23 protein-coding genes are annotated in these 24,893 nt (G+C 67.8%); 15 read left to right on the top strand and 8 right to left on the bottom strand.

Features of this window, described 5'->3' with window-relative positions; genetic code table 11:
* The first annotated feature begins 158 nt into the window (after positions 1 to 158).
* Positions 159 to 1,388 carry an MFS transporter gene (locus JNO53_RS09575; protein ID WP_238401796.1) on the top strand — a complete coding sequence of 410 codons (1,230 nt, stop codon included), beginning with the start codon at positions 159 to 161 and terminating at the stop codon, positions 1,386 to 1,388.
* A gap of 15 nt (positions 1,389 to 1,403) precedes the next feature.
* Here JNO53_RS09575 and JNO53_RS09570 read toward each other — a convergent pair whose 3' ends face one another.
* From JNO53_RS09570 to egtB, 4 genes are all read right to left on the bottom strand, one after another.
* Positions 1,404 to 2,951, bottom strand: a complete 1,548-nt coding sequence (locus JNO53_RS09570; RefSeq protein WP_238401795.1) for an MFS transporter — start codon at positions 2,949 to 2,951, stop codon at positions 1,404 to 1,406.
* Between the two features lie 64 nt (positions 2,952 to 3,015).
* Positions 3,016 to 3,720, bottom strand: a complete 705-nt coding sequence (locus JNO53_RS09565) for a retropepsin-like aspartic protease family protein (RefSeq protein ID WP_238401794.1) — start codon at positions 3,718 to 3,720, stop codon at positions 3,016 to 3,018.
* A gap of 43 nt (positions 3,721 to 3,763) precedes the next feature.
* Complete coding sequence (gene egtD, locus JNO53_RS09560) at positions 3,764 to 4,750, bottom strand: L-histidine N(alpha)-methyltransferase (RefSeq protein WP_203110206.1); 987 nt, start codon at positions 4,748 to 4,750, stop codon at positions 3,764 to 3,766.
* Positions 4,750 to 6,075: an ergothioneine biosynthesis protein EgtB gene (gene egtB, locus JNO53_RS09555; RefSeq protein WP_203110204.1), complete on the bottom strand. Its 1,326-nt coding sequence runs from the start codon at positions 6,073 to 6,075 to the stop codon at positions 4,750 to 4,752. Before egtB ends, egtD begins: the two co-directional genes overlap by 1 nt.
* A gap of 293 nt (positions 6,076 to 6,368) precedes the next feature.
* Here egtB and JNO53_RS09550 point away from each other — a divergent pair, with 293 nt between their 5' ends.
* A complete protein-coding gene (locus tag JNO53_RS09550; RefSeq protein ID WP_203110202.1) occupies positions 6,369 to 7,937 on the top strand; it encodes a DUF1570 domain-containing protein in 1,569 nt (522 codons plus the stop codon).
* A 40-nt stretch (positions 7,938 to 7,977) separates the two neighbouring features.
* Here JNO53_RS09550 and JNO53_RS09545 read toward each other — a convergent pair whose 3' ends face one another.
* Together JNO53_RS09545 and JNO53_RS09540 are read right to left on the bottom strand one after the other, a co-directional pair.
* The gene (locus tag JNO53_RS09545; protein WP_203110200.1) at positions 7,978 to 9,351 is read right to left on the bottom strand and encodes a class II 3-deoxy-7-phosphoheptulonate synthase; all 1,374 of its coding nucleotides are present in this window, start codon (positions 9,349 to 9,351) and stop codon (positions 7,978 to 7,980) included.
* Positions 9,352 to 9,453: 102 nt separating this feature from the next.
* Positions 9,454 to 12,399 (bottom strand): M16 family metallopeptidase, encoded by a 2,946-nt coding sequence (locus tag JNO53_RS09540; protein ID WP_203110198.1) that lies wholly within the window; start codon positions 12,397 to 12,399, stop codon positions 9,454 to 9,456.
* Positions 12,400 to 12,487: 88 nt separating this feature from the next.
* Here JNO53_RS09540 and JNO53_RS09535 point away from each other — a divergent pair, with 88 nt between their 5' ends.
* From JNO53_RS09535 to JNO53_RS09480, 12 genes are all read left to right on the top strand, one after another.
* Complete coding sequence (locus JNO53_RS09535; protein ID WP_203110497.1) at positions 12,488 to 13,066, top strand: NifU family protein; 579 nt, start codon at positions 12,488 to 12,490, stop codon at positions 13,064 to 13,066.
* Positions 13,067 to 13,090: 24 nt separating this feature from the next.
* A complete protein-coding gene (locus JNO53_RS09530; protein WP_203110196.1) occupies positions 13,091 to 13,699 on the top strand; it encodes a malonic semialdehyde reductase in 609 nt (202 codons plus the stop codon).
* A gap of 128 nt (positions 13,700 to 13,827) precedes the next feature.
* The gene (tsaB, locus tag JNO53_RS09525; RefSeq protein ID WP_203110193.1) at positions 13,828 to 14,439 is read left to right on the top strand and encodes a tRNA (adenosine(37)-N6)-threonylcarbamoyltransferase complex dimerization subunit type 1 TsaB; all 612 of its coding nucleotides are present in this window, start codon (positions 13,828 to 13,830) and stop codon (positions 14,437 to 14,439) included.
* Positions 14,436 to 14,891, top strand: coding sequence for a ribosomal protein S18-alanine N-acetyltransferase (gene rimI, locus JNO53_RS09520; RefSeq protein WP_203110187.1), 456 nt, complete (start codon positions 14,436 to 14,438; stop codon positions 14,889 to 14,891). Before tsaB ends, rimI begins: the two co-directional genes overlap by 4 nt.
* Positions 14,892 to 15,042: 151 nt before the next feature.
* On the top strand, positions 15,043 to 15,483 hold the full coding sequence (locus tag JNO53_RS09515) for a MucR family transcriptional regulator (RefSeq protein ID WP_203110181.1): 441 nt from the start codon (positions 15,043 to 15,045) through the stop codon (positions 15,481 to 15,483).
* Between the two features lie 75 nt (positions 15,484 to 15,558).
* Positions 15,559 to 15,990 carry a Fur family transcriptional regulator gene (locus JNO53_RS09510; RefSeq protein WP_203110179.1) on the top strand — a complete coding sequence of 144 codons (432 nt, stop codon included), beginning with the start codon at positions 15,559 to 15,561 and terminating at the stop codon, positions 15,988 to 15,990.
* Positions 15,990 to 16,838, top strand: coding sequence for a lysophospholipid acyltransferase family protein (locus JNO53_RS09505; protein ID WP_203110177.1), 849 nt, complete (start codon positions 15,990 to 15,992; stop codon positions 16,836 to 16,838). The genes JNO53_RS09510 and JNO53_RS09505 overlap by 1 nt, the downstream gene beginning before the upstream one ends.
* 55 nt (positions 16,839 to 16,893) lie before the next feature.
* On the top strand, positions 16,894 to 18,237 hold the full coding sequence (miaB, locus tag JNO53_RS09500; protein WP_203110175.1) for a tRNA (N6-isopentenyl adenosine(37)-C2)-methylthiotransferase MiaB: 1,344 nt from the start codon (positions 16,894 to 16,896) through the stop codon (positions 18,235 to 18,237).
* Between the two features lie 117 nt (positions 18,238 to 18,354).
* On the top strand, positions 18,355 to 19,383 hold the full coding sequence (locus JNO53_RS09495) for a PhoH family protein (RefSeq protein ID WP_203110173.1): 1,029 nt from the start codon (positions 18,355 to 18,357) through the stop codon (positions 19,381 to 19,383).
* Positions 19,384 to 19,534: 151 nt separating this feature from the next.
* Positions 19,535 to 20,032: an rRNA maturation RNase YbeY gene (gene ybeY, locus JNO53_RS09490; RefSeq protein ID WP_203110171.1), complete on the top strand. Its 498-nt coding sequence runs from the start codon at positions 19,535 to 19,537 to the stop codon at positions 20,030 to 20,032.
* A gap of 11 nt (positions 20,033 to 20,043) precedes the next feature.
* Positions 20,044 to 20,958, top strand: coding sequence for a hemolysin family protein (locus JNO53_RS09485; protein ID WP_203110163.1), 915 nt, complete (start codon positions 20,044 to 20,046; stop codon positions 20,956 to 20,958).
* Positions 20,958 to 21,848, top strand: coding sequence for a LysR substrate-binding domain-containing protein (locus JNO53_RS09480; RefSeq protein WP_203110161.1), 891 nt, complete (start codon positions 20,958 to 20,960; stop codon positions 21,846 to 21,848). Before JNO53_RS09485 ends, JNO53_RS09480 begins: the two co-directional genes overlap by 1 nt.
* An 8-nt stretch (positions 21,849 to 21,856) precedes the next feature.
* Here JNO53_RS09480 and JNO53_RS09475 read toward each other — a convergent pair whose 3' ends face one another.
* Both JNO53_RS09475 and JNO53_RS09470 read right to left on the bottom strand, forming a co-directional pair.
* A complete protein-coding gene (locus JNO53_RS09475; protein WP_203110153.1) occupies positions 21,857 to 22,765 on the bottom strand; it encodes a hypothetical protein in 909 nt (302 codons plus the stop codon).
* Positions 22,766 to 22,770: 5 nt separating this feature from the next.
* Positions 22,771 to 23,235 (bottom strand): peptidylprolyl isomerase, encoded by a 465-nt coding sequence (locus JNO53_RS09470; protein WP_203110151.1) that lies wholly within the window; start codon positions 23,233 to 23,235, stop codon positions 22,771 to 22,773.
* A 104-nt stretch (positions 23,236 to 23,339) separates the two neighbouring features.
* Between JNO53_RS09470 and mgtE the strand changes: the two genes are divergently transcribed.
* A complete protein-coding gene (gene mgtE, locus JNO53_RS09465; protein WP_203110149.1) occupies positions 23,340 to 24,800 on the top strand; it encodes a magnesium transporter in 1,461 nt (486 codons plus the stop codon).
* Positions 24,801 to 24,893: the final 93 nt, after the last annotated feature.

Raw genomic sequence — 24,893 nt, 5'->3', positions numbered from 1 at the left:
GTCGCAAAACGGAACCCGAATCGCGGGCCTGCGATCTCGCACATGGGAGAGCGCCGTCATGATCCGAAACGCCCGCAGTCCGTCGATCGCAGTAGAGCGGGCCTGACAGGCCGGAAAATCGCCGCTCGATGACCTCCGGACGCACGGACAGCATGTCGTTGACCGCGCCATCCCTTGCGGCGGACGAACCGCAAGATGCCGCGCCGCCCCTGCGGCAGTCCTCCCGCTTCCTCTACCTCTATGCGCTTGCCGCCGCGGGCGGCGCGGTCGCCTACGTTCCCTTTCTCACGATCCTTCTTCCGGTCAGGGTGTCGACGCTTGCCGGCGACGATGCCGTTTCGGTGCTCGCCTACGCCGCCTTCGCCGGGGCGACCGCGGCGAGCCTGGCGAACATCGCCTTCGGCTGGCTCAGCGACCGGACCGGCGATCGCCGTCCGTGGATCGTCGCGGGGCTCGTCCTCTCGTGCCTGCTGCTGTTATCGGTGAGGACGGCGACCAGCGTGCCGGTGCTGATCGCGGTGATCGTGCTCTGGCAGATCTGCCTCAACATGATGCTGGCGCCGCTCGCGGCATGGGCGGGGGACCTCGTGCCCGACGGCCAGAAAGGCCTGCTGGGCGGCCTCCTTTCCTTCGCACCGGCGCTCGGCGCGCTGTCGGGTGCGCTCGTCACTTTGCCGGCGATGGCCTCACCTGACGAGAGGCTCGGCCTCGTCGCGGCGATGGTCATCGGTCTTGTCCTGCCCGCCCTCCTCTTCGGTGCGCCCCGCCCCATGCCGCAGCTCATGGCGCGGCGGGAGCCTGCGGAAGCCGATGAGAGCAAGGCTGCCGCAGGCGGAACGGCGGTCGCGCGGATGTGGCTGGCGCGCCTGCTGGTCCAGATCGCGGAGGCCATGCTGTTCGCCTACCTGCTGCTCTGGTTCCGCAGTATCGAGCCCGGCTACAGCGACAACGACACCGCCACGCTGCTTTTCATCGTCCTCGGCGTCGGGGTGCCCCTGGCGCTGCTGACCGGCCGCTGGTCCGACAAGGCCGACCGGCCGATCGCCCCGTTGGCCGCGGGCGCCGGTATAGTGGCGGTCGGACTGCTGGTCATGGCGCTCGCCCCTTCATTGGCCCTGGCGATCGCCGGCTACGTGGTCTTCGGCCTCGCCAGCACCGTGTTCCTCGCGCTCCATTCCAGCCAGACCCTGCGCGTCCTGACCAAGCCTCAGACGCGGGGGCGGGATCTCGGACTGTTCAACCTGACCAATACCGTCCCGTCGCTCATCATGCCGTGGTTCGCGCTGGCATTGGTGCCTGCCTTCGGTTTTGCCGCGCTCTTCCTGCTACTCTCCGGTCTGGCGCTGCTGGCGTGCATTCTGCTGCTGAGCATAGCGCGCCGGACCTAGCGCACAGCCGAGTGTCTAGGCCTCCAGATCGCGCAGGCTGCGGCCGCGCGTCTCGCGCCCGGCCCAGGCGACGAGCCCGCCCGAGGCGGCCATCGGAACGAGCAACCCCAACGCCGCCCCACCTAGAGTCGGGATCAGGCCGACCAGGGCGAAGACCTGAACGGCGACGCCGCCGAACTTGCTGCTGGCCGCCACCAGCCCGGTTGCCCGCCCCCGCGTGCCGAGCGGATAGTTCTCGGCGGTATAGGGCAGGAGCACCGCGATCATCCCGTTCGTGCCCATGATCAGCATGGCGATCACCACCAGCAGCAGCGGCTCCCACGAGAGCAGCTCCGGCGGAAGCAGCGCGCCGACTAGGCCGATCAGCGTGAGCGCGATCGTCCCCACCAGCGTCCACTTGCTGCTCCAGCGGCTGTAGAGCCAGGCGGCCAGCATCACCGTCGGCAGAGCGACCAGGGCCGAGCTCGCGATCGTCCCGCTCGCCAGTTCGGCCGAGTAGCCGCGCGCCTGCAGGTCGCTCGGAAGCCACAGCAGCAGGCCGAAGTTGACGAAGCTCCACGACAGCGCTGCGATCGCAAGCGCGAGCGTCAGGCGGCCATGCCGCTGATGCGCGACCGGTGCGTCCGGGGGCGGCGGTGCACGATCGCGCGGCACGATCCCGTATTTCTGCTGCATCCGCGCCAGCTCGGCGTGACGCCCCTGCTCGGCCAGGAACCGCGGCGATTCCGGGATGAGGCGGGCCAGCGCCAGCAGCAGGATCCCGGTCGGAAATCCCTGAAGCCAGAGCGCCCGCCAGCCGAACACGGGCTCGAAGAGATGGGCCGCGGCGCTCGCGGCGAGGTAGCCTCCGACGAGGCCGGTCCCGCCCACCAGGACCAGAACCCAGCTCCTGTGCCGGGGCGGCATGACTTCCGCGAGCAGCGCATAGACTACGGGCAACATGCCGCCGGCGGACACGCCCATCAGGAAGCACATGACGAGATTCCACTCGAACGCCGGCATGGCGCCGCAGATCGACGTCGAGACGAACAGGATGGTGGACAGCAGGATCGAGACCCGCCGGCCATAGACGTCGGCAAGCCAGCCCCAGATGAAGGAGCCCACGGTCGTCCCGATCAGCGCGATCAGGGGCAGCAATGCTGCGATCGAAGGGCTGATCCTGTATTCGCCGATCATCCCCGGCAGCACGAAGCCGAGCGTCGCCGGCTTCATGACATCGATCACCAGCCCGAGCGTGAGGACGATCAGCACGCCGGCGTGCCACCGGTTGAGCGGCGTGGAATCCGGCGCCTCGTAGCTGGTCCCGGCGTCGTTTGAATGCCGCGGCTTCCGCCGGGGCAGCGCGCCGTAACAGGCGAGCGGAGCGCCGATCGCGATCAGCGCCATGCCGAGGTACATCCACGGGTCCATCGGCATGCCCGCCAGACGGTTGCCCATGGCGTGAGCATGCGCCAGCATCGGCAGGTGGAGCAGCACCCCCGCGCTGATCGCAGCGCATCCGGCCCAGAACCAGGCCCCGCGCTCACCGATGACCGAACCCGGCCGTCCCCCCACCTCGTCCATAACTGCGCGCCTAAGCCGCTTTGCGCCGGGCATCAATGGCGCGCGGATAGGCCAGGCAGCCAGGTTACCAGTCCGCCGGCTCCTGAGGGTAATGGGGGACGAGGATCAGCGTGTTGTCCTCAACGCGCCACGACTGGAGGCGCGAGAGGAGATTCATGCCGATCACGCTGGTCTCGCCGAGATTCGGGGCGATCACCGCGTCGAGGCCGCGCGCGGCAACGTTGCCGAAGCGCAGTTCGTCGATCGTGGCGATGTCGGCCGAGATCGTGCCGTTGGCCGTGTTGAGCCGCACGGGAATGCCGCCGGTGCGGGGCTCGAGCCCCACGCGTTCGGCGACTTGCGTGGACACCGCGGTCAGCGTCGCGCCGGTATCCACCATGAAGGCGACCGGCTCTCCGTTGACTTCGGCGCGGAGCCAGAAATGGCCGTCGGGCGCCAGGGGAATGCGGGTCTCGCCGCCTTCCACGACCTGCTCGGGCAAGCCGATCTGCGGGACGGCGAGCTCGATCCGCGGATCGAAACGCGAGAGCTGGAGCACGAGTATGACCAGAATACCGCCGAGCGCGAGCGTGCTCAGGCGCCGGATGAACAGACCCAGCGGCACGTCCCGCCGCGCCATGATCGAACCGGCCCAGCCGGCGAGCAGCGCGGCGACGGTCGCCAGCAGGAGGCCGGACCGCGGGACTTCCGCGATCACTCCGGCGACGGCATTGAAGAGGGCCTCGAGATCCACGTCGGGGATATAGTGGCTCGCCGCCCCCGGTTCCATGCCGAACGTTCGCGACAATGCCGAAGCAGGCGTCCACGCGGGATCAGGGCGCGCTGCGCGGGATGGTCGCTTCGGCGAGGATCAGCGAGAAGCGCTCTCCACTGTCGGTCCAGCGGCATGCCGGGGTCCACTGACCGGCCAGCAGCAGCGCATTGGCGCTGCGGCGGGAGAACTTGTGGCTGTTCTCCGTATGGATCGTCTCGCCCTTCGCAATCGAGAACTCTTCGCCGGCGACCTCGAACGTCATGTCGCGCTGCGCCTCGAGATGCATCTCGATCCGCGCGAAGTCGTCGTTCCAGCGCGCGACGTGGCGCAGGTCGTCGACCGGGATCGTGCCGCCCAGCTCGCGGTTGATCCGCCGTGCGAGGTTGAGATTGAACTCGGCGGTCACGCCGGCAGCATCGTCGTAGGCCGCCACCAGCACCGCCGGGTCCTTGATCAGGTCCATGCCGATCAGCAGCTTCGCGCCGGCCCCCAGCGTCGCCCGCATGGTGCGCAGGAGATCGACCGCGGTGCGCGGAACCATGTTGCCGATCGTCGAACCGGGGAAGAAGCCGAGCTTGGGCATCCCCTCGACCGCCGCCGGCAAAGCGACTTCGCGCATGAAGTCGGCCTCCACCGGATAGACCGGCAGGCCGGGAAACTTGGCCGACAGTTCGCCCGCCGCGGCCCGCAGGAAATCGCCCGCGATGTCGAGCGGAACGTAGGCCGCGGGATCGATCGCCCGCAGCAGCAGCGGTGTCTTGACCGAGCTGCCGCTGCCGAACTCGACGACGGCGCGGCCGGGGCCGATCTCCCTTGCGAACTCCGTACCGCGCGTGCTCAGGATCTCGGTTTCCGCGCGGGTCGGGTAGTATTCCTCGAGCTGCGTGATGTCCTCGAACAACTGCGAGCCCGCATCGTCGTAGAGCCAGCGGGCGGGCACGGCCTTCTGCGGCTGCCGCAACCCGGCGAGGACATCGGTGCGGAACGCCCGGTCGACCCCCTCCCCATCGAGATCAACGAGCGTCATCCCCTCGTTTGCGGCCATCAAATGTCCCTTGCGAGCCGCAGGCCGGTGAACTGCCAGCGCTGGTGCGGGTAGAAGAAGTTGCGGTAGCTGGCGCGCGAATGGCCGCGCACGGTGGCGCAGCTCGCGCCTTTCAGCACGAACTGGCCGCTCATGAACTTGCCGTTGTATTCGCCGACCGCGCCGGCCGCCGGCGCGAAGCGGGGATAGGGCAGATAGGCCGAGCGGGTGAACTGCCAGCAGTCGCCGAACAGCCCTTCACTGCCGATGGGGAGCGGCGGGGCGGCGCCATCGAGCTGGTTGCCGCCGGCGGGATCGTGCGCGGGCGCTGCATCGGCGTGCTGACCGCGGGCGATGGCTTCCCATTCGAACTCGGTCGGCAGGCGCGCGCCGGCCCAGGTCGCAAAGGCATCGGCTTCGAAATAGGAAATGTGCGTGACCGGCGCCTCCGGGTCGCGCGGCTGCCAGCCGGCATGGGTAAACTGTTCCCCCTCTCGCCAGTAAAGCGGCGTCTCCACGCCATGCCGGTTCACCCAGGCCCACCCGTCGGAGAGCCACAGCCGCGCCTCGCGGTAGCCGCCGTCGGCGACGAATTCCGCCCATTCGCGATTGGTGACGAGGTGGCGGGAGAGCGCGAAGGGTTCGAGCAGGACGCGGTGCCGCGGGCCTTCGTTGTCGAAGGCGAATCCGTCGCCCCCATGGCCGATCAGCGCGACCCCGCCGGGATGGCTGTGCCAGTTGTCCGACCCCGAGCCCCCGCGAAGGCGGGGGCCTCCGGCCGCCTGTCCGTCCGCTTGCTGCCTGAGGTCCCCGCCTTCACGGGGACTCGGACCATTATCGTTCTGCCACATCGCCGGGCCGAGCGGGTTGTGGAACAAGGCGTGCTTGATGTCGGTCAGCAGCAGTTCCTGATGCTGCTGCTCGTGCGCGATACCGAGCGCGATCAGCGGCGCGCATTTCGGGTCCCCGAGCAGGTCTTCCATCGCCGCGTCGACATGCGCGCGCCATTCGAGCACCTCGGCCAGAGTGGGCCGCGAAAGCAGTCCGCGCCGCCCGCGCGCCACCCGCTCGCCCTCGGCCTCGTAATAGGAATTGAACAGGAACGGCCAGTCGCCGCGCCACAGCTCGTAGCCCGGCTTGCGGTCGCGCAGGAGGAACGTCTCCCAGAACCACGTCGTGTGCGCGAGGTGCCATTTGGCGGGCGAGGCATCTTCCATCGACTGGATCGTCGCATCGGCGTCCGACAGCGGCGCGGCAAGCGCTTCGCTCAGCGCGCGCGTGCGGCGAAAGCCGCCGGCCAGGCTTGGCGCCTCCACCGCTCGGGGGGCCGCTTCGGGCTGGGGCACGGAACTCTCCTGTCGCTACCAGTCCGCAGCAATGATGACGCAAACGGCTGATGAAAGAAAGGGCCGGGTCGACAGCGAACGCCGATGCCGTGTCTGCGGCAGGCGTGCGAAATCGTCCGGCACGTCCCGGACATAACGCCGTGAAAAAGCAGCGGATCCGCGCAGTCGGCGCATTCCAGCCCGGCAAGTGCAATTCGCCGGCCAGGATCCCGGCCCGCGCAGGGAACGAGAGGGTATTCACCCGCAGGCGCTTTGCCACTATCGTTCCCGCGGGGAAAAATGGGGGGAGGCCAATGAAATACCTGGTCGCATTTCTGCTTGCGCTGGGCGCAAGCTCGCCGGCTCTTGCGCACTGGCACGAGGCGCAGTCCGAGCACTTCGTCGTCTATGCCGACGACAGCGCCGAGGACGTGAAGAAATTCGCCGAGATGCTCGAGCGCTACCATTCGGCGCTGCGGTTCCTGACCAAGCGCGACACCCCGCCACCAAGCCCGTCGAACCGGCTGACGATCTTTGCCGTCGGCAGCGAGCGCGACGTACGCAGGCTCGCGGGAGAGGAAGCAAGCAATGTGGCGGGGTTCTATATTCCCCGCGCCGGCGGGTCGCGCGCCTTCGTGCCGGACGTGCGCATTTCGCATGGCGAGCCGCATTTCTCGTTCATCGTGCTCCTGCACGAATACGCGCATCATTTCCTGATCGGCAGCTCGCGCTACGCGATGCCGCGCTGGCTGAGCGAGGGCGCGGCGGAATTCTTCGCATCGAGCCGGTTCCCGCGGGACGGCTCGATCCAGATCGGTCGCCCCGCCTACCACCGCGCCGGTGAGCTCTACTACGCTGCCGACGTCACGGTTCAGGAGCTTCTCGATCACGAACTCTACGAACAGAATCGCGGCAAGGGCTACGACGCCTTCTACGGCCGCGCCTGGGCGCTCTATCACTATCTGACCTTCTCGGACGAGCGGAGCGGCCAGTTGACGCAGTACTGGCAAGCGATCGCCGACGGCACCGCCCCGAAAGCGGCAGCCGAGCAGGTCTTCGGGGATCTCGACGCGCTGGAGCGCGAACTCGATTCGTACCTGCGGCAGCGGCGGATCAGCACGTTCAACCTGAAATCGGATTGGGTCCCCATCGGAACGGTCACGGTGCGCCGGCTGAGCGACGGCATGGACGAGGCCATGCCCCTGCGCATCCGCTCCCAGCGCGGCGTCACGCGCGAACAGGCGCTCGAAATCTTGCCCGACGCTCGCAAGGTGGCCGCGCGCTATCCGGACGATGCCGGGGTCCTGGCGATGCTGGCGGAGGCGGAGCACGATGCGGGCAATGACGCGGAAGCCATCGCCGCCGCCGACCGCGCGATCGCCATCGATCCCGCGGTCAAGAACGCCTATGTCCAAAAGGGTTTCTCGCTGTTCCGCATCGCAAGCGAAGCGGACGATCCGGATGCCGCCTACACCGCCGCGATGGTGCCGTTCAGCAAGCTCAACAAGCTCGAGAACGATCATCCGCTACCGCTGGTCTACTACTACCGCAGCTTCCTCGAACGCGGCGAAACGCCGACCGAGACGGCGAAGCACGCGCTCGAACGGGCGGCAGAGCTGGCGCCGTTCGACCGCGACCTCGCGCTGAATGCGGCGGTCATGCAGATGGGCGAAGGCAAGATCGACCTCGCGCGCTACAACCTCCAGCCGGTCGCCGCCGATCCGCACGGCGGCGGCATGGCGGACCAGGCGCGCGCGCTTCTGGCGAAGCTCGAGGGCGTCGAAGAGGGGACCGCGCTGCTCGGCGGCGAACTATGGAGCGAACCGGAGGCGGCCGCGAGCGATACGCCCGCGGAACCCACCGAAGAGACGCTGCACGACTAGCGCGCCGTGCCTCGCGCAGCGGTCATTTCGGCGCGCGGATCTAGGCTGCGTCCGCCTGGCGGCCGCCCGCCTCCAGCCGGATCATGTCGGCGAGGAGGAAGGCGAGCTCCAGCGACTGCGCGGCGTTGAGGCGCGGATCGCAGTGGGTGTGGTAGCGGTCGCCCAGGGTCTCGTCGGTGATCGCGATCGCGCCGCCGGTGCATTCGGTCACGTCCTGTCCGGTCATCTCAATGTGGATGCCGCCCGCGTGAGTGCCCTCGGCGCGGTGGACCGCGAAGAAGCCCTTCACTTCGGTCAGGATGCGGTCGAACGGCCGGGTCTTGAAGCCGCTGTCCGACTTGACGACGTTGCCGTGCATCGGATCGCAGCTCCACACCACCGGATGCCCTTCGCGCGCAATCGCGCGCACGAGGCGCGGCAGGCCGGCTTCGACCTTGTCGTGCCCGAAGCGGCTGATCAGAGTGATCCGCCCCGGCTCACGCGCGGGGTTGAGGGTGTCGAGCAGCGTCAGCAGGTCGTCCGGCTCCAGGCTCGGCCCGCACTTGAGGCCGAGCGGGTTGCCGATACCGCGCGCGAATTCGATGTGGGCGCTGCCGGGGAAGCGCGTGCGGTCGCCGATCCAGACCATGTGCGCGCTGGTGTCGTACCAGTCGCCGGTCAGCGAATCCTGCCGCGTCATCGCCTGCTCGTAAGGCAGCAGCAGGGCCTCGTGGCTGGTGTAGAAGCTTGTGCCCTGGAGCTGCGGCACGGTGGCCGGATCGACCCCGCAGGCTTCCATGAAGTCGAGCGCTTCGCCGATCCGGTCGGCCGTCGCGGCGAACTTCTCCGCCCAGGGGCTGCGGCCCATGAAGTCGAGCGTCCACTGGTGGACCTGCCGCAGGTTGGCGTAACCGCCCCCGGCGAAGGCGCGCAGCAGGTTCAGCGTCGCCGCGGCTTGCGAATAGGCGCGCACCATGCGCTGCGGATCGTTGCGGCGGCTTTCGGGCGTGAATTCGATGCCGTTGACGTTGTCGCCGAGGTAGCTCGGCAGTGTGACGCCGTCCTTGGTTTCAGTGGGCGAGCTGCGCGGCTTGGCGAACTGGCCCGCCATCCGGCCGACCTTCACCACCGGCAGCTTGCCCGCGAACGTCAGCACGACCGCCATCTGCAGCAGCACGCGAAAGGTGTCGCGGATGTTGTTCGGGTGGAATTCGGCGAAGCTCTCGGCGCAGTCGCCGCCCTGGATCAGGAAGCCCTCGCCCCGCGCGACTCCGGCAAGCTCGGCCTTGAGTGCGCGCGCCTCGCCCGCGAACACCAGCGGCGGGAAGTTGCGGAGTGCCTCTTCCGCCTCGGCGAGCGCCTGCGCGTCGCCGTACTGCGGCAGGTGCCGTGCTTCCTGCGTCTTCCAGCTATCCGGGGTCCAATTGCGAGCCACGACCGATCTTTCCGTATTTCCAGAGCCGCGCATTGAAAGCCAATGCGCGGCGTGCCGCAAGGGCAATTAACTTACAGCCGCTGATGGCTGCGCTATGCGCGGTCAGCGGCCGGCGACCTCCGCTTGAGCCGGGGGTGCCGCGCGAACCAGTTCCTGCCCCTGAGGGATAACCGCGAGGCGGAAACCCGGACGGACGGCAAGGTGCCGCTGTGCAAGCTGCTGCATCGCCTGCGGAGTGGTCACCGTATAGTCGTTGAGCAGCGAGCGCACCAGTTGCACCCGGCGCGGATCGCGGGTCGATCCCTCGAGCTGGTACATCCAGAACATGTTCCCGGTCGAGGCGCGGTTGATGAGCTGGCGCAGCGGTTCGGTGACACGGGCGAGCTCGTCCTCGGTCGGCGGGTTGGCGGCGAGGTCGGCCGCGATCTCGTCCGCCGCGGCGAAGAAGGCCGGCACGTCTTCGGGTCGAAGCTGGGCGATGGCCGTCAGGCGCCCGCCCTCCTGCAAGTCGGTCGGCCAGGTATTCATGACCTGCGGCGCATAGCTCGCCCCCGCCCGCTCGCGCATGGCGTCGATCAGCCGGTTGTTGAACAGATTGGCGAGGATCTCGAGCTGGCGCGATTCGGGCAGCCGCTCGACGCCGCCGCCCGTCGGCCAGGCGATAACCGCAGCGGCCTGGTTGGCGTCGCCGCGGTGATGGAGCACCACCGTGTCGGCCGAGGGCGCCGGGAAATCGGGCGTGCGCGCGGCGACTTCGGCCGGGATCGGCGCGCGTTCGGGCAGAGCGCCGAAGGTCTTGCGCAATGCCTCCAGAGCAGTGGCACGGTCGAACTCGCCGAAAATCGCGATCTCGATCGGCCCCTGCTTGAGCAGCGGTTCCCAGACTTCCCGGAAGCCTTCGGGCGTCGCGCCCTCGAGCATGGCGAGGTCGGGCGTCGCATAGCGCGGATCGCGATCGCGGAGATAGTATTCGAGGTCGCGGTTGAGCACCGCGCTCGGGCTGGTGGAGTAGCTCTCGTAAGCAAGCCGCGCGGCCGCCTTGGCACGCAGGACCGGGTTCTCGTCCCACCGCGGCATCGCGAGCTTGGCCGCGAAAAGATAGAGCTGGTCCGCAAGGTCGGCGTTGCGAGTCTGTGCGGAGAAAGTGAAGGTCGAATCCTCCACCCCGAAGTCGAAGCCGAGCTTGCGCCCGGTCGAGATACGGTCGAGCTCTTCCTGGCCGAGCTCGCCCAGACCGGACTGGACCAGCGCCGCTTCGCCCAGCGCGCGGTAGACGGCATCGCTCTCGTCGAACGCCCGGTGCCCGGCGCCGAAGCGCACGCGCACGGCCACGCGGCCGGGTTCGGCATCGTTGGCCCAGAGAATGGCGGTGACGCCGTTGTCGAGCTCGATCCGCTCGATCCCGAGCAGGCCCAGCGGCGCCTCGCTGACGACCTGGCCCGGCTCTCCGATCGCGGGCAGGTCCGCGAACGAGATCGGCTCGCCTTCCAGCCGGGCGCTGGGATCGGGTGCGACTTCCGCTTCCAGCGCTGCCTTGAGCGCGGCGGCGTCGGCTTCGCCGGTGGCGGGGGTGACGTAGACCGAACGCACCACATCGCCGGAGAACAGCGTGCGGGTATGCTCGAGCACGGCTTCGGGCGTGAACTTGTCCTTCATGCCGCGGAACACCGACAGCACGGTCTCCGGCGAAGCGACCGTCTCGCGGATGTCGACGGCGTTGACGATGTCGTCGGCCAGCTTCGATCCGGCCATGACGGCGCGCTGTTCGACCATGCTTGCGAAGACGACGTCGAATTCGGCCATCTCGCGCGCGATCTCCTCCTGCGACGGCGGCGTCGCGAGCGCGTCGGCGATTACCGCCCGCACGTCGGTCAGCGCACCTTCCCAGTCCTCTCCGAGCGGCGCGAGCGTGATGAACGTGGCGTCGGTCGAACGGCTGACGTCATCCTGCTGGACCTGCGCATAGAGATACGAGCCGCCTGCCCGCGCGCGGGCCTCCAGCCGGCGGTTGATCAGCGCCTGCGACAGCGAGTCGAGCAACAGCCCCTCGTTGTACACGATCGTATCGTCGACCTTCCGCCACGGGCGCATGATCGCGTAAGTCAGCGAGCGCGGCATGTCCGGCTCGACCAGGACGGACGTCTCGCCCACCGGGTTCTCGCCCGTCGCGCCGGGCGGCGGCACGGGGTCGCCGAAGTCCGGCGCTTCGATGTGCGGCCCCTTCCCCTGCCAGTCGCCGAACCACTGCTCGACCAGTTGCGCGAGCCGCACCGGATCGATGTCACCGGCAGCGACGATCACGGTGTTCTCGGGCCGATACCAGCGGTCGTGGAAGGCCTGCACGGCATCGGCCGTGGCGCCTCTCAGCGTCTCCTCGGTGCCGATCGGCATGCGCTCGGCGAGCGGCTGCCCGGCGAACAGCGTCGTGCGCGTGCCTTCGACCACGCGTTCCGCCGCCCCGCCCCGCTCGCGCTTCTCGGCGAGGACGATCGGCACTTCGGCCGCAAGGTTGGTTTCGTTGAGCACCGGCTCGCGGATCATGCCCGAAAGCAGCTTGAAGCTCTCCTCCAACGCCTGCGGCGTAGCGTTGGGCAGGTCGAGCTTGTAGACCGTGTGCGTCGGCGTGGTCTCGGCATTGGTGTCGCTGCCGAACGTCGCGCCGAGCCGCTGCCAGGTCGGGATCGCCATGGCCGGGCCGAGGTATTTGCTCTCGCGGAAGCTCAGGTGCTCCATCAAGTGCGCGAAGCCGCGCTCGTCGTCCTGTTCGTGCAGCGATCCCGCGTCGATGCGGATGCGGATCGAGACCTGGCGCGGCGGTACGCCGTTCTTGCGGACGGCATAGCGCAGGCCATTGTCCATCTCTCCGAACAGCCATTCCTTGTCGCGCGGAACATCGCTCCCGCGATAAATCCACGGCACTTCCTCGCCGGTCTGGAGCGACTCGGGCGCGCCCGCGGGCAGGGCCTGCTGCGCCGTTGCGGACGGCGTCAGGAGCGCAAGGGGGAGGAGGAGCGCGAGGCGCCGGACGGCGCGCGGAAAAAGAGTCATGCATGCGGTTATAGGGAGCCCCGCGATGAAGGGATAGTGAATGCGTGCGGCCCTTGCCCGGCGGGTCCCTCGACCCTACATCGCCGGCATGTTCATCGAGACCGAAACCACGCCGAATCCCGCGAGCCTGAAGTTCCTGCCCGGACGGCAGGTCATGCCTTCCGGCACGCGCGAATTCGCCAGCCCCGAAGCGGCCGAGGCGAGCCCGCTGGCGCAGGCGATCTTCGACACCGGCGAAGTCACCAACGTGTTCTTCGGCGCGGACTTCGTGTCGGTCACCGCGGCGCCGGGCGTCGAATGGTCCTCGCTCAAGCCGCAGGTCGTCTCGATCCTGCTCGACCATTTCATCTCCGAAGCACCGTTGTTCGCGGGCGCCGACGCGAGCGGCATTTCCGTGCCCGGCGAAAGCGAGATGCTGGTGGAGGAAGACCCGGAAGACGCGGATATCGTCGCGCAGATCAACGACCTGCTCGAAACCCGCGTGCGGCCCGCGGTCGCCGGCGACGGCGGCGATATCCAGTACCGCGGCTACCGCGACGGCGTCGTCTATCTCCAGCTCCAGGGCGCCTGCTCGGGCTGCCCGAGCTCGACCGCGACGCTCAAGCACGGAATCGAAGGCCTCCTGAAGCACTACGTGCCGGAGGTCGTCGAGGTCCGCGCGGCCTGATTTTCCAACTTCGGTGGAGTTTCGATGACCAAGCAGTTTCACGACAACGTCTTGTCGGCCGACGCGCTCGACCAGCTTTTCCACGAAGCGCGCAGCTATAACGGCTGGCTCGACAAGCCCGTGTCGGACGATCAGATCCGCGCGATCTACGATCTCATGAAGATGGCACCGACCTCGGCCAACATGCAGCCGGCGCGGATCGTCTGGGCGAAGTCCGCCGAAGCGAAGCAGAAGCTTTCCGACCTCGCTTCGGAAGGAAACAAGAAGAAGATCGAAACCGCGCCGGTCGTCGCCATCATCGGCTACGACATCGATTTCCACGAACAGTTGCCGTGGCTCTTTCCCCACACTGACGCGAAGAGCTGGTTCGAAGGCGACGAGACGGGGCGCGAGCAAGGCGCCTTCCGCAACTCCTCGCTGCAGGGAGCCTATCTGATGCTCGCCGCGCGTGCGCTCGGGCTCGACTGCGGCCCGATGTCCGGGTTCGACAACGCGGCGGTCGACAAGGCATTCTTCGCCGGTCAGCCGCGCGTCCACAGCAACTTCATCTGCAGTATCGGTTATGGCGACGCCTCGACGATCTTCGGCCGCAGCCCCCGGCCCGACTTCGACAAGTTCAACGTCATCGCCTGATTTCCGGGCCTGATTTCCGGCCGTCGGGCGCGCTCGGCGCTTGACGGCTCCTCCCGTCGTTGCAAACGCGCAAGCCGACGCCGTGCGGAAGGGTCGTGCGCGGCGACGGGAAGGACTGAGCGCGAAACATGCGAACGCTGGCGATCGAATGCGCGACCGAGGCCTGCTCGGTCGCGCTGTTCGAGGACGACGAACCGGTCGCGCACGATCACCGGGTGCTTGGCCGTGGCCATGCCGAGCGGCTGGTGCCGATGATCGCGGCCCTGCCCGGACGCGGACGCGCCGGCCGCATCCTCGTCTCGCTCGGCCCCGGCAGCTTCACCGGCGTGCGCATCGGCCTCGCGACCGCACGCGCGCTCGGCTACGCCTGGAGCGCGCAGGTCACCGGTTATCCGACACTCGCCCTGATCGCGGCCATGATCCGGGCCGAGCATGCCGGGGAACCGGTCGGCGTCTGCACCACAGGCGGGCACGGCGAATGGTTCGTGCAGCCGTTCGGCCGCGACGGGTTGCCCGAGGCCGAGGTCCGCTCGCTTCCGCCCGATGAAGCCGTGCGCGCGATCGGCGCCCCGCTGGTCGGCGGAACCCAGGCCGAAGCGCTCGTGGCCCGGCGCGGGAACGGCCGCGCCTTTCCGATTCATCCCGACGCGCGCTTCGCTCTGCAGGTCCCCGCCCCTCTCCTGTCCGCCGATCCGCGACCGATCTACGGCCGTGCGCCCGATGCGAGACCTTCGCCATGAAGGATGATCTCGACCGGATCATGGACGTCATGGAGGCCGCGTTCGACCCGGCCTGGGCGGAGGCGTGGAACCGCCGCCAGGTGTCGGATTCCCTCACCTTGCCGCACACGCACTATCTTCTCGCCGGCGCGGAGGGCGAACCGCTCGCGAGCGAAAGCGACGCGGCCGGCTTCGCCTTGACCCGCTTCGCCCCGGGGGAAGAGGAACTTCTGCTGATCGGGGTGCGGCCCGACTTGCGCGGCAAGGGCATCGGCTGCGCGCTGCTCACCCGCGCCTTCATCGAAGCGCGCGGCCGGGGCGCCGAGCGCATGTTCCTGGAGATGCGCGACAACAACCCGGCCGTCTCGCTCTACCGCCGGATGGGCTTCGAACCGATCGGCCGCCGCAAGGCCTATTATCGGTTGCCGTCGGGGCAGTTTCTCGATGCGATTACGTTCGGACGCGATTTATAACACGAAGGTCTAAAGCGTCCGCGTTTTGATATACGTTCGCAATTCATGAGTATTGAAATATTTATATTCCTAGTCCATGAACCGCGCAGTGGGCAGCGGCTCGCGATTACCAAGTTTACAACAATGACAAAATGTCGCCTCCGAGGTAATAATGGAACAGCAAGAATTTGACATGACCGAAACGTTGATCACGTTGACGTCGGACATCGTCGCAGCTCACGTGAGCAACAACAGCGTCGCGGTGGACGAAGTGCCGGCGCTCATCAGCAACGTTTACGGCGCGCTTGCAGGGCTCGGTGCCGATACTGCGCAAGAAGAACCGACCCCGGAACCTGCGGTTTCGCTTCGTTCGTCGGTCAAGAAGGATCACATCGTCTGCCTCGACTGCGGCAAGAAGATGAAGATGCTCAAGCGCCACCTGATGACCGAGCACGGCATGACGGTGGAGGAGTATCGCCAGCGCTGGAACCTCGGTGCCGACTATCCGATGGTCGCCCCCGACTATGCGGAAACGCGCCGCGATCTCGCCAAGAAGATCGGTCTCGGCCGCAAGCCCGGCCAGAAGCGCGGGCGCCGCAAGAAGACGGACTGAGCGCGGTCCTCGCGCTTGAGAAGAACGCCCCGCCCCGTTAAGGATGCGGGGCGTTTCTACTTTTAAGGTGCCCTCTTGTCCCAGCGGATTGATCTCGAGCAACTCTGCGCCGACCGCGGCCTGCGCATAACCGAGCAGCGGCGGGTGATCGCCCGCGTCCTGTCGGAGAGCGAGGATCATCCCGATGTCGAGCAGTTGCACCAGCGGGCCTCCGCGATCGATCCGAAGATTTCGATCGCCACCGTCTACCGCACCGTGCGCCTGTTCGAAGAGGCGGGCATTCTCGATCGTCACGACTTCGGCGACGGCCGCGCCCGCTATGAGGCAGCGCCCGAGGCGCACCACGACCATCTGATCGACGTCGAGAGCGGCAACGTGGTCGAATTCGTCGATCCGGAGCTGGAAGCGCTGCAGAAAGTCATCGCCGAACGCCTGGGCTATCGTCTGGTCGACCACCGGATGGAACTCTACGGCGTCAGGCTCGATCGCGGCGACAAGCCCGACTGATGGATCCGGCGCTACGCGAGGCCGTGGCGCGCGGGGAAAGTGCGCCGCTGTCCCTCGCAGGTCATCTTCGGTTGGCCTTTCGCGCCCTTGCGATCCTCCTGCTCCTGGCGGCCTTCCTGCCGCTGCATTTCCTCTATCGCCTCTTCGCTTACGGCTCGCCCTTCCCGATGTGGTTCCTCGGGCTCACCGCGCGGATCGCCGGCGCGCGGGTTGAGAAGATCGGCGTGCCGCTGCGGCGCGACGTGTTCTTCATCGCCAACCATGTCTCGTGGCTCGACATCCTTTCGCTCGCCGGTGCGAGCGGCACCGCGTTCGTCGCCAAGCACGAGATCAGCGAAGTGCCCGCGATCGGCTGGCTGTGCCGGCTCAACCGGACCGTCTTCGTCAAGCGCGAGAACCGGCTCGGGGTGGCCGAGCAGATCAACGCCTTGCGCGAGGCGCTGCAGGACAACTGGTCGGTCACCGTCTTTCCCGAAGGTACGACGACCGACGGCCAGTCGCTCCTGCCGTTCAAGACCAGCATGCTGAGCGTGCTCGAACCGCCGCCGCCCGGCGTGCTCGTCCAGCCGGTGCTGGTCGATTACGGCGCCGTGGCAGAGGAGATTGGCTGGATCGGCGAGGAAAGCGGCCTGCACAACGCGCGCCGTATCCTTGCACGCAAGGGCAGCTTCCCCGTTCGCCTGCATTTCCTCGAGCCGTTCAGCCCCGAGGAATTCCGCGGCCGCAAGGCGATCGGCGCCCGGGCCCGCGCTGCGATCGAGGCGGCGCTGCTGACCACGCTCGGCAAACCGCTGCGCGAATTCCGCCACGATGTCGTGCCGGTGCGCTACAACGCACCTGTCGAGTAGCGTCGCTGGACTCATGAGTTTCAAACCGCGCTCGCCTCCGCTATAGGCGCGCGCCATGCGACAGAGTGCCCCTCCGAAGACCTACCGGGTCAAGAGCTTCGGCTGCCAGATGAACGTCTACGACGGCGAGCGCATGGCCGAGCTGCTGGCCGACAAGGGCATCACGCCCGCGCCCGAGGGCGAGGACGCCGATCTCGTCGTGCTCAACACCTGCCACATCCGCGAGAAGGCGGCGGAGAAGGTCTATTCGGACATCGGCCGGCTGGTGAAGTCGGGCGAGCAGGCCGGGAAGAAGCCGCTGATCGCCGTCGCCGGCTGCGTCGCGCAGGCGGAGGGCGAGGAGATCATGGCGCGTGCGCCGGCCGTCTCGATGGTCGTCGGCCCGCAAGCCTACCACCGCCTGCCCGAAATGCTCGACAAGGCCGTGCGTGGCGAGCGCGCCACCGACACCGACATGCCGCCGATCGCCAAGTTCGACGCCCTGCCCGAGCGCCGCAAGAGCCCGCCTGCCGCCTTCCTCACCGTGCAGGAAGGGTGCGACAAGTTCTGCACCTACTGCGTCGTGCCCTACACTCGCGGCGCCGAAATCTCACGTCCCTACAGCGACCTCGTCGTCGAAGCGCAGAAATTGGTCGAAGCCGGCGCGCGCGAGATCACGCTGCTCGGCCAGAACGTTTCGGCCTGGAGCGGCGAAGACCGCCAGGGCCGCGCGATCGGGCTCGCAGGCCTCATCCGCGACCTCGCCGACATCGATGGATTGCTCCGCATCCGCTACACCACCAGCCACCCGGCCGACATGGACGACGCGCTGATCGCGGCGCACGGCGAGATCGCCAAGCTGATGCCGTTCCTGCACCTGCCGGTGCAGTCGGGCAGCGACCGCGTGCTCAAGGCGATGAACCGCAGCCATACGGCCGACAGCTACCTCCGCCTGCTCGAGCGCTTCCGGCAAGCCCGGCCCGACATTGCGCTCTCGGGCGATTTCATCGTCGGCTTCCCGGGCGAGACCGACGCGGAGTTCGCGGAAACCCTCGCCCTCGTCGACGCGGTCGGTTACGCACAGGCCTTCAGCTTCAAGTATTCGCCCCGCCCCGGCACCCCTGCCGCAGCGATGGACGGCCAGATCGCGCGCGAGGTCATGGACGAACGGCTCCAGCGCCTCCAGGCCGCGCTCAACCGCCATCAGCTCGCGTTCAACCAGCGCTCGGTGGGCCGGACCTGCGAAGTCCTGGTCGAGCGCAAGGGCAAGCACCCCGGCCAGTGGCTCGGCAAGTCGCCCTGGCTGCAATCGGTCTGGTTCGAAGGCGAAGCGGCGATCGGCGATCTGGTCGAGGCCGAGCTCGTCGAGGCGGGCCCCAACTCGCTTGCGGGCAAGCTGCGCGAACCGGCACTCGCCTGACGCGCGCGGCGCCTCGCGCCGTTGCAGTTCTATAACAATCCACCGCCGTGTTCAGGCACCAAGCTTGCCTCCCGCGCGTTGCGTTCTAGATTCGGCCCCGCATCACGAAAGGATTGCATGGGACGCAGACCGAACAGCGCCGATCCGGCCATCTCGCCGCCGCCCAGCCCGCAGCGCGAGATCAGGCGCGCCAGGGCCGAGCTGAGTTTCGACGACCAGTCGCTCCTCGTTCCCCTGTTCGGCCAGTTCGACGCGAACCTCGTCCAGGTGGAGAACCGCCTCGGCGTGTTCATCTCGGCGCGCGGCGACAAGGTGCTGCTCGAAGGACCGGAGGACTCGGTCGCTCGCGCGCGAGACGTGCTTCAGGCCATGTACGGCCGTCTGGCGCGCGGGGAGGAGCTGGATTCGGGCGCGATCGAATCGCTGATCGCCATGTCGAACGAACCGACGCTGGAAGGGATCATCTCGGGCGAGAGCGACGGCCCGCCGGTGATGATCCGCACGCGGCGCAAGACGATCGTGCCGCGCAGCGCCGGACAAATACCTTATATGCGCCAACTCGCCCGCGACGAGCTGATCTTCGCGCTCGGCCCGGCAGGCACGGGCAAGACCTACCTCGCGGTCGCGCAGGCGGTCAGCCAGCTCATCACCGGCAGCGTCCAGCGCCTGATTCTCAGCCGCCCGGCGGTCGAAGCGGGTGAGAAGATCGGCTTCCTGCCCGGCGACATGAAGGAGAAGGTCGATCCCTACCTGCGCCCGCTCTACGATGCGCTCTACGACTGCATGCCGCCCGAGCAGGTCGAGCGGCATCTGATGTCGGGCGTGATCGAAGTGGCGCCGATCGCCTTCATGCGCGGGCGCACGCTGGCCGATGCCTTCGTCATCCTCGACGAAGCGCAGAACACCACGCGCGAGCAGATGAAGATGTTCCTCACCCGCTTCGGCCAGAACAGCCGCATGGTGGTGTGCGGCGATCCGCGGCAAGTCGACATTCCCGGTGGCGACAAGATGAGTGGCCTGGCGGATGCCGTCGGGCGCCTCGAAGGGCTGGAGGGCATCGCCGTCAGCCGCTTCACCGCCGCCGACGTGGTCCGCCACCCGATCGTCGGGCGGATCGTCGAAGCTTACGAGGGGAAAGACGCATGAACGCGCATGCCCCCCTCCTCCGAGGAGGAGGGGCAGCGAGACTTGGCGAGCCGCTGGCGAGCCTGGTCGCAGCGGAGCGGTGTCAGAGTCATGCGCGACGCTCCGCGCCGCGTCACCACTCGGCCCCCTCCTCTGAAGAAAAGGGGGCGTGATGGACCTCGATATCGAAATCGACGGGTGGCCCAGCTCCTATGACTGGGCGGATCTCGCCTACCGGGCGGCCGAAGCGGCGGAGAAGGTCGCGCCCGAATTGGCCAACCAGCGGCTGACGGCGAGCGTGCTGTTCACCGTCGACGAGGACGTCCGCACGCTCAATCGCGAATGGCGCACGAAGGACAAGCCGACCAACGTGCTCTCGTTCCCGATGCTGACGCGGGAGGAACTGCTCGGCCTCGCAGCCGATGGCGGGCCGGAAATGCTCGGCGATCTCGCGCTCGCGTGGGAAACCTGCATGCGCGAAGCGGCGGAAAAGGGCATTCCGCTCGAGAATCACGCGCTTCACCTGCTGGTCCACGGCCTGCTCCATCTCGCCGGGTACGATCACGAGATTTCGGAGCAGGATGCCGAGGCAATGGAGGCTCTGGAGATAAAGGCGCTTGCGCTTCTCGGCCTGCCGGACCCATATGGCGATCGAGACAACCAGGAGTGACATCCAGGGCCATGCCCGATTCCGATAACTCTGCCGGAGACGCGGACAGTAGACGCGGGCTTTGGCTCGCGATTCGAAAATTCTTCGACGGCGAAGGCGACCGCTCGCTGCGCGCTCAGCTCGAAGAAGCGATCGACGAACACGAGGACGAACAATCCGCCAATGGCGAGGAGTCCGGCCCCGACGACGATCTTTCGCCCGTCGAGCGGCAGATGCTCCGCAATATCCTCCATTTCCGCGAGCACGATGCCGACGACATCGCGGTTCCCCGCGGAGAGATCATCGCGATCGACGCGTCGCGGAGCTGGGAGGAACTCGTCTCCAGCTTCGCGGAGAACGGCCATTCGCGCATGCCGGTCTATCGCGACACGCTCGACGACGTGATCGGCATGATCCACATCAAGGACGTGTTCCCCTTCCTTGCGCAAGGCAAGCCGCCGCCGGATGACTGGACCGTGCTGATGCGCCAGCCGCTCTACGTGCCGCAGGCGCGCGGCGCGCTCGACGTGCTGGCCGACATGCGCGCGCAGCGCACGCACCTCGCGGTCGTGCTCGACGAGTTTTCGGGTACCGACGGGATCATCACGATCGAGGATCTGGTCGAGGAGATCGTCGGCGAGATCGAGGACGAGCACGACGAGATGCCCGAACAGTGGATCGTCCCGATCGGCGAGGGCATGTGGGACTGCGACGCGCGCGCCGAACTCGACGACGTTGCCGAGCAAGTGGACCCGCGCCTCGCCGAAGTCGAGGAATCGGTCGATACGCTGGGCGGCCTGACGTTCGTCCTGGCCGAGCAGGTGCCGCCGGTCGGCACGGTAGTCAGGCACCCGAGCGGCTGGTGCATCGAAGTGACCGCGGGCGACGCAACGCACGTCACGCGGCTGCGCCTGCATCCGCCCGAGGAAGCGCCGGCAGTCGACTAATGGCAAAACCGACCCGTCGCCTTCCGCCCCTGCGCGCGCTGGAAGCATTCATGCGCACCGTCCGCCTCGGTTCCGCCCGCGCGGCAGCCGACGAGATCGGCCTCAGCCCCTCCGCGCTCTCGCGCCGGATCGGGAATCTCGAGGAATTCGTCGGCAAGAAGCTGTTCACCCGCGCACGGCAGGCGATGCAGCTCACCGACGAGGGACATCAGTTCTACGAGGCCGTGAGCCCCCATTTCGAAGCGCTGGCACGCGCGGTGGAGGGGCAGTCGGAGAACCTCTCGCTCCTCCGCCTTCACCTCGGCGTGCTGCCGCTGTTCGGCAGTCAGCGGCTGTTTCCCCGGCTGGCGGAGCTGCGCGAGCTGCATCCGCGGCTGCACATCGACATCGACACCGGGCCACATCTCGAATCCCGCGTCGGCGATACGCTCGACGCGGCGATCATTCTCTCGCGCGGACCCGACCGGTCGCTCCACGCGGTGCGGCTCGACTACAACAAGGTCCACGCGATCTGCCGCGTCGAGGTCGCCGAGGCGCTGGGCGAAGAGCCCGATGCGGATCTGCTCGCGAAGCAGACGTTCCTGATCCACACCGAACTGCCCGCCAGCTTCGAGGCGTGGAAACGCGCGCACGGGCTCGACGATCTCGAACCCGCGGCGATCGACCACTTCGATTCGGGCCAGTTGATCCTGGAGGCCGCCGCTCAGGGCCTCGGCATCGCGATCATGCACGACGACCACTTCCGCCGCGCGTCGGACCGCCGCCTGACCAACCTCTACGATGTCGAGGTCGAAAGCCCCTACAGCTACTGGTTCGTGTGCAAGCCCACCGCACTGGAGGAACGGCCCGTACGGCTTTTCCACGACTGGCTGGTGAAGGCCAAGCTTTAGACCCGGGCTCAGTCTTCTTCGATGCGCGTGTTGTGGCGGCAAAGCCCTTCCCGCGGGGCGGCGCCGGGATGCGGCTTGTCGCGCGGGCCGCATTCGACCGCGGGCTTGGGGATGACGTTTTCGCGGATCGAATCGAGCGCCTCCGGGTCGCCGTAGGCCGCAATCCAGGTGAGGCACTCGGCGAGCTTGCGGACCGAGTGGTCCTTCCACGGGGCGCCGTTCGGGCGGCAGTTGACGACCAGCCGGTCCTGCAGGAACACGGCGTCGCCGGTCGGCAGGCCCCGCAGCGCCTCGCCGCGTTCCGAAACGGTCACGCGGCGGCTGCGGGTCGGTTGCTCCGGGGTCGAGAAGCGCGGCGACTGGTTGAAGGCGTAGGACGTGGCGCGCGGCTCGCGCAGGGCCACGTAAGCCGCGATCGCACCGCCGAGCGAGTGGCCGGTCAGCCGGATCGGCACAGCGTCCAGCCCCTGCTCGTCGAGCATCTTGCGGTGGGTGGCGTAGGTATCCCACCCGCGTTCGTTGTGGAGCTCGCCGATATTGCCGAGCACCCAGTCGGCGAGGCTGTCCATCTCGGTGCCGCGGAAGGCGATCACGCGCTCGGCCAGCTTCGGCTCTCCGGTCTCACCGCCCGGCTCGTAACGGTCGTAGACGACGTAGGCGTAGCCCGATTCGAGCTCGTGCGGCTCGCCCGCCTGGACGAAGTCGCCCGGCGGGTGGGCGAACTCCTCATTGTCCTTGTAGCTGTTGTTGGCGAGCTGCGCGTATTGCCAGCTCTCCTCCGCCAGCTCGCGCGTGAAGCCGCACCAGCCGCCCGGCTCGTAGAGGCACGGGCTGCGCGCCTGGGTCAGATCGGTGGCGCAGGCGGAGAGCAGCAGCGCCGCTCCCGCCCCGACACAGGCCCGCAATGCACGGGCCATGGCGATCAGGCGACGGTCGCCTTGACGATCTTGCCCGGCTCGCGCGGCGGCTCGCCCTTGGGCAGCGCGTCGATGTGCTCCATGCCGCTCTCGACCTGGCCCCAGACTGTGTACTGGTTGTCGAGGAAGCGCGCGTCGTCGAAGCAGATGAAGAACTGGCTGTTGGCGCTGTCGGGCACCTGGGTACGCGCCATCGAGCACACACCGCGCACGTGCGGTTCGGCATTGAACTCGGCCTTCAGGTCGGGCTTGTCGCTGCCGCCCATGCCGGTGCCGGTCGGGTCGCCGCCCTGCGCCATGAAGCCGGGGATCACGCGGTGGAACACGACGCCGTCGTAAAAGCCTTCGTTGGCGAGTTCCGTGATCCGCTCGACATGGCCCGGCGCGAGATCGGGCCGAAGCTTGATCACGACGTCGCCACCCTCCCCATTGCCAGTATCGAGTGTGAGGGTGAGCGTCTGGTCGGCCATGGAATCGTGTCTCCTAATTCGTGTTCGCGCCGGTATAGGCACTCGCGAGGCAAAGTCACCCCGGCGCGGCTTGCTTTTGCGCGCTCGGGCCGTAGAGCGGGCGCATGGCGGACGAGACGCGTGAGGACGAGATTGGGCCGGCCGATCCGCCGTTTGCAGGCGGCTCGGGGGAAGACGGTGCGCGCCCCGACGACCGCCTCGACGACGAACGCCACGACGAAGAGAACCGCCTGAAGCCGGACTATATCCGCTCGGTCCGCGAGGCGCTGGAGGAAGGCGACAAGGGCGGGGTCTACGACCTCGTCGAGCCGCTCCACCCGGCCGACATCGCCGACCTTCTCGAACTGCTCGAGCGCGATGAGCGGCGCGAACTCGCCGCCGCGATCACCGACCTGATGAGCTCCGACGTGATCGCGGAACTCAACGACTACGTCCGCGACGACATGCTTGAGGCGCTGCCTGCCGGCGCCGTCGCCGCCATCGCCGAACAGCTCGAAACCGACGACGCGGTCCAGCTCATCGAGGATCTCGAGCCGGAGGAGCAGCGCGCCGTCCTCGACGCGCTCGACGCCGAGGACCGCGCGGCGATCGAAAGCGCCCTTTCCTATCCGGAGGAAACGGCCGGGCGCCTGATGAGCCGCGATTTCGTGGCCGTGCCCGAGCACATGACCGTCGGCGACCTGATCGACTTCCTGCGCGAAGGCGGCGACCTCGCCAACGATTTCTGGGAAATCTTCGTCGTCGACCACGCGCATCATCCGGTCGGCACCTGCGCGCTGAGCTGGATCCTGCGCACCCCGCGCAGCGTGGCGCTGAGCGACGTGATGAAGCGCGACCAGACGCTGATCCCGGTCACGATGGACCAGGAAGAAGTCGCGCTGATGTTCCAGAAATATGCCCTGATCTCGGCCGCGGTGGTCGACGAGAGCGGGCGGCTGGTAGGGCAGATGACGGTCGACGACGTGGTCCACATCATCTCCGAGGAAGCGGGCGAGGACGTGCTGCTGCTCTCGGGCGCGGGCGACGGCGACATCAACGAGCCGATCCGCGACGCCTACACCGCGCGCGTGCGCTGGCTGATCGCGAACCTCGGCACCGCGCTGGTGGCGAGCCTGATCATCGCCATGTTCGGCGCCGCGATCGAGCAACTCGTCGCGCTCGCCGTGCTTATGCCGATCGTCGCCAGCATCGGGGGCAACGCGGGCACGCAGACAATGGCGGTGACGGTGCGCGCGATCGCGGTGAACCAGCTCACTCAGGCCAACACCGGCCGCATCCTGTGGCGAGAGATGCGCGTCGCGCTGCTGAACGGCGCGACCATCGCGGTGCTGATCGGCGTGGCGACCGGGCTCATATTCACCCCCAAGCTGGGCCTCGTGATCGCCGCCGCGATGATCATCAACATCGTCGTGGCCGGGCTCGCCGGGGTGCTGGTGCCCGTGATCTTCGACCGCCTGAAGCAGGATCCCGCGGTGGCGAGCTCGGTGTTCGTCACCATGATCACCGATTCGATGGGCTTCTTCGCCTTCCTCGGCCTCGCCGTGTGGAGCGGACTGGCCGGCTGAATCTCCCCCTCCTCTTCAGAGGAGGGGGCCGGGGGGTGGTGGCGATGCGAAGCGTCGGGCTCCGCCACTAGCACCACGCCGCTGCGACTAGGC

Origin of the sequence: Altererythrobacter sp. C41 (assembly GCF_016803135.1) — a bacterium.
GTDB lineage: Bacteria > Pseudomonadota > Alphaproteobacteria > Sphingomonadales > Sphingomonadaceae > Pelagerythrobacter.
The sequence above is the reverse complement of the archived record's forward strand: the minus strand, read 5'-3'. Positions and strand labels throughout refer to the sequence as shown.